This window comes from Roseateles sp. 22389 (genome assembly GCF_052044995.1).
GTDB lineage: Bacteria > Pseudomonadota > Gammaproteobacteria > Burkholderiales > Burkholderiaceae_C > Roseateles.
On record NZ_JBQEOF010000037.1, the window covers coordinates 5141 to 9545 of the forward strand.

The window sequence follows — 4405 nt, forward strand, 5'->3', positions numbered from 1 at the left end:
GCGACACGCCTGCCTCTTCATCCGTGAGAGCGACGAGACCTTCGGCACCTGGCACTTCCAGCAGGGAGCGCGCAAGGAGACGGTGAAGGTGCGCGGACCGCTGGCGGCGAATGACGGCGAGAGCGTGCTGGCCTGGGGCCTGGATGGGCACGGCGTGCTGATGCGCTCGCGGTGGGAGGCGGCGCCGATGCTGCGCTCGGGGCGGCTGCGGCCGCTGCTGATCGACTGGGAACTGCCGCCGGCGGACATCCATCTGATCTATCCGCCGCGCGCGCAACTGGCGGCGAAGACGCGCGCGCTGGTGGACTTCCTGATGGCGCGCTTCGAGCCGCATCGCGATGCCGACGGAGGTTGGTGACGCGGGACGAGACCCCTCACCCCTCCCTCTCCCCCGCCGGGGGAGAGGGTGTTCCACCGAGCGCGTGATGCACGGAGGAGGAAGTCACCGTGCCAGCGAACTCCTCCCGCTTGGTCCCCCCGCCGGGGGAGAGGCTGTTCCACCGAGCGGGTGATGCACGGAGGAAAAAGTCACGCGCCTGCGGACTCCTCCCGCGTGGACCCCCCGCAGGGAGAGAGGGTGTTCCACCGAGCGTGTGCTGCACGGAGGCGGAAGCCACCGCGCCTGCGGACTCCCTCTCCCGCTTGCGGGAGAGGGTGGGGGTGAGGGCCAGCGGCCTCGGCATGAGGGCAATTTGTCCTAGGGCGATCTGTCCTAGGACGATCTGTCCCTTCCTTGCGATCGCGCAATGCCCAACACTGCGCGGCCATGGACCCGTTCATCCTGGCGCGCATGCAATTCGCGCTCAACATCACCTTCCACATCCTGTTCCCGACGATCACCATCGCACTGGGCTGGGTCGTGCTCTTCATGCTCTGGCGCTGGCGGCGCACCGGCGAGTCCGCGTGGCTCGCCGCCTACCAGTTCTGGACCAAGGTTTTCGCGCTGAGCTTTGCCCTCGGCGTGGTCAGCGGCGTGACGATGAGCTTCCAGTTCGGCACGAACTGGCCCGGCTTCATGGAACGCGCCGGCAACATCGCCGGCCCGCTGCTCGGCTACGAGGTCCTCACCGCCTTCTTCCTGGAGGCCGGCTTCCTCGGCATCATGCTGTTCGGCCGGGAGCGCGTCAGCCCGCGCCTGCACTTCATCGCGACCGCGACGGTCGCCTTCGGCACGACGCTGAGCGCGTTCTGGATCCTCAGCCTCAACTCGTGGATGCAGACCCCGGCCGGCTACGAGATGCGCGACGGCGTCCTGCATGCGGTGGACTGGTGGGCGGTGATCTTCAACCCGTCCTTCCCCTACCGGCTGGCCCACAAGCTGCTCGCGTCGGGGCTGACCGTGGCCTTCCTGCTCAGCGGCCTCAGCGCCTGGCAGATGCTCAAGGGCGTCGAGCGGGCGGAGACGCGGCGGGTGATGCGCCTCGGGCTGACGCTGGGCGCGGCGCTGATCCCGCTGCAGATCCTGGCTGGCGACCTGCATGGCCTCAACACGCTCAAGCACCAGCCGGCCAAGATCGCCGCGATGGAGGGCGTCTGGCACACCGAGCGCGGCGCGCCGATGCTGCTGTTCGCGCTGCCCGACGAGCATGCGAAGGAGAACCGCCTGGCCATCGGCATTCCGCGCCTGGCCAGCCTCATCCTCACCCACGACGCCGAGGGCGAGATCCGCGGCCTGGATGAATTCGAAGGCGTGCATCCGCCGGTCAAGCCGCTGTTCTTCGGCTTTCGCGTGATGGTGGGCATGGGCGTGCTGATGCTGGGCTTCGCCTGGGGCGGCTGGTGGCTGTTCCGCCGCTCGGGCTGGCGGCGCCTGCCGCGCGCCTGGCTGTGGGGCCTGTCGCTGATGAGCTTCTCCGGCTGGATCGCGACCGTCGCCGGCTGGTACGTCACCGAGATCGGCCGGCAACCCTTCATCGTCCATGGCCTGCTGCGGACGCAGGAGGTGGCGGCGCACAACCCCGGCTCGATGATCGCCGCGTCGCTGGCCGGCTACGCCACCGTCTACCTGGCGCTGCTGATCGCCTACGTCGCCGCCATCAAGCGGATGGCGGAGAAGTGTCCCGCCGATGCGCCCGCGCACCTCGGACAGGACGATCCGCAGCCCGGCAGCGCCTCGCAGGGCGTCGGCATTACCGTCATCTCGAGGACCTTCGCATGAACGCGCTCGCCGCAACGCCACTGGTCGAGGGCAGCGTGCTGCCGGTGATCTTCATGGCCCTGATGGGCGTGTCGCTGCTGCTCTACGTGGTGCTGGACGGCTACGACCTGGGCGTCGGCCTGCTGACCGCGGTGGCGCCGGAGGCCGACCGCGACCGCATGGTCGCGTCGATCGGACCGTTCTGGGATGCCAACGAGACCTGGCTGGTGCTGGCCGTGGGCCTGCTGCTGATCGCGTTCCCGAAGGCGCAGGGCGTGGTGCTGACCGCGCTGTACGGGCCGGTCGTGCTGATGCTGCTGGGACTGATCCTGCGAGGCGCGGCCTTCGACTTCCGCGCCAAGGGCGACCCGGCGCACAAGCGCTGGTGGGACGCCGCCTTCGCTGGCGGCTCGGCGCTGGCCGCGCTGGCGCAGGGCTGGATGCTGGGCCGCTACGTCACCGGCTTCGACGACGGCGCGGGAGCGCGGGTCTTCGCGGCCGGCATCGCGCTGGCGCTGACGGCCTGTTATGCGCTGCTCGGGGCCGGCTGGCTGCTGATCAAGACCGAGGGCGAGTTGCAGCGGCGTGCCGTCGTCTGGGCCAGGCGCGTGTGGCCGGCGGTCATCGCGGGGCTGGTGCTGGTGTCGGTCGCCTCGCCGTGCTTGAGCGGCACGGTGCGGGCGCGCTGGTTCGAGCTGCCGGGGGTCATCGCGCTGGCGCCGCTGCCGCTGATGGCGGTGCTGGCGCTCGCGGCCCTGCGGGGATTGCTGAACTCGCATCGCGTGCTGGGCAAGCTGTGCTGGGCGCCGTTCGCGCTGATGGTGGTGGTGCTGACGCTGAGCTTCTTCGGGCTCTCCTACAGCCTCTATCCGTTCGTCGTCATCGACCGCATCACGCTGTGGCAGGCCGCCGCGGCGGACGAGTCGCTGCGTTTCCTGCTGGTCGGCGCGGTGCTGACCCTCCCGGTGATCCTGGCCTACAGCCTGTTCTCGTATCGAGTCTTCAAGGGCAAGGTCCGCGCGCTCGCGTACTGACCGCAGGCCTGGCTGCACCGACTCCCTTGTATCTTTCGTTTTGAGAGTACACACAGGTTTGTTTTGGCAGTTGTCCACAGCCCGTCTGCCCTCTGGGATACCTAGCCCGTGGGAGAGCATTTGGCGTGGACGACTGGCCGTCTGTTGAGCAAGCCCGAACAGTTGCTGGACGGCCGACATGCACTGGCGTGCTCGGACCTCGAATTTGCAAGGATGGGAAATGGCAGGCGCACCTGAACTGATTTTTGTTGGTATCGATGTTTCCAAAGCCACGCTTGAGGTGGCCTTGAATGACAGGGACAAGACGCAGACCTTCAGCAACGATGAGCCCGGTTTGAAGTCGCTGTTGGCGATGCTCACTGAGATGCGCGAGCGCGTGGGAGTCGTTCTGCTGGAAGCCACCGGTGGGCTGGAGCAGCCGGCGGCGGCGATGCTGTGCGCGCATGGTTTGGCCGTCATGGTGATCAATCCGCGCCAGGCGCATGACTTCGCCAAAGCGATGGGCTACCTGGCCAAGACGGACCGCACGGACGCGAAGATGCTGTCGCAGTTTGCGCGCACGCTGCATGCCAGCGACCGGCGCGAGCGACTGCTCTACAAACTGCCCACGGACGCGCAGGAGACACTGCTAGCCATGGTGACGCGGCGCAGTCAGCTCGTGGCCATGCGGGTGGCTGAGCACAACCGATTGGCGAGCATGCACGCGTCGCAGCGCAAGAGCATTCGCACCATTCTGAAGATGCTGGACCACCAAATCGGAAAGATCGATGACGATGCGGGCGGCTTCCTGAAGGAGCACTTCAAGGACAAGCTGGAGTTGCTCAAAGGGCTCAAGGGAGTGGGGCCAGGCACACAAGCGATGCTGATGGCTGCGCTGCCCGAACTCGGCCAACTCAAGCGACGCGAGATCGCCAAACTCGTGGGTGTGGCGCCGTTGAACAACGACAGCGGCACATTCAAGGGTCGGCGCTCCACCTGGGGTGGACGGGCCAATGTCCGTTCGGCGCTGTACATGGCTTCGCTCAGCGCTGTGCGTTATGACCCTGTCCTCAGGAGCTTCTACGAACGACTGGTGCAAGCGGGCAAGCCTAAGAAGGTGGCGCTGACCGCCTGCATGCACAAGCTGCTCACCATCATCAACGCCGTCATCAAGTCCGGCACCGCTTGGCAGCCCTCTTATCCACAGCCCGCGCTAGCCTGATTAGCGCTTGACTTGGAACACAGTTGCTCTCCC

The 4405-nt window shown here is 67.2% G+C and carries 4 protein-coding genes (1 of these 4 only partly in view); all 4 read left to right on the forward strand.

The features are described from left to right. Window positions 1-358 carry the 3' end of a LysR family transcriptional regulator gene (locus ACTJKJ_RS27135; RefSeq protein WP_440823269.1) on the forward strand. Its footprint begins 536 nt before the window's first position, so the window shows 358 of its 894 coding nt (coding positions 537-894); the start codon falls outside the window, past its left edge; the stop codon is at window positions 356-358. Between the two features lie 408 nt (window positions 359-766). Beyond that, on the forward strand, window positions 767-2158 hold the full coding sequence (locus ACTJKJ_RS27140; protein WP_440823271.1) for a cytochrome ubiquinol oxidase subunit I: 1392 nt from the start codon (window positions 767-769) through the stop codon (window positions 2156-2158). Then, window positions 2155-3171: a cytochrome d ubiquinol oxidase subunit II gene (locus ACTJKJ_RS27145; protein WP_440823273.1), complete on the forward strand. Its 1017-nt coding sequence runs from the start codon at window positions 2155-2157 to the stop codon at window positions 3169-3171. Before ACTJKJ_RS27140 ends, ACTJKJ_RS27145 begins: the two co-directional genes overlap by 4 nt. A 220-nt stretch (window positions 3172-3391) precedes the next feature. Next, window positions 3392-4372 (forward strand): IS110 family transposase, encoded by a 981-nt coding sequence (locus ACTJKJ_RS27150; protein ID WP_440819474.1) that lies wholly within the window; start codon window positions 3392-3394, stop codon window positions 4370-4372. Window positions 4373-4405: the final 33 nt, after the last annotated feature.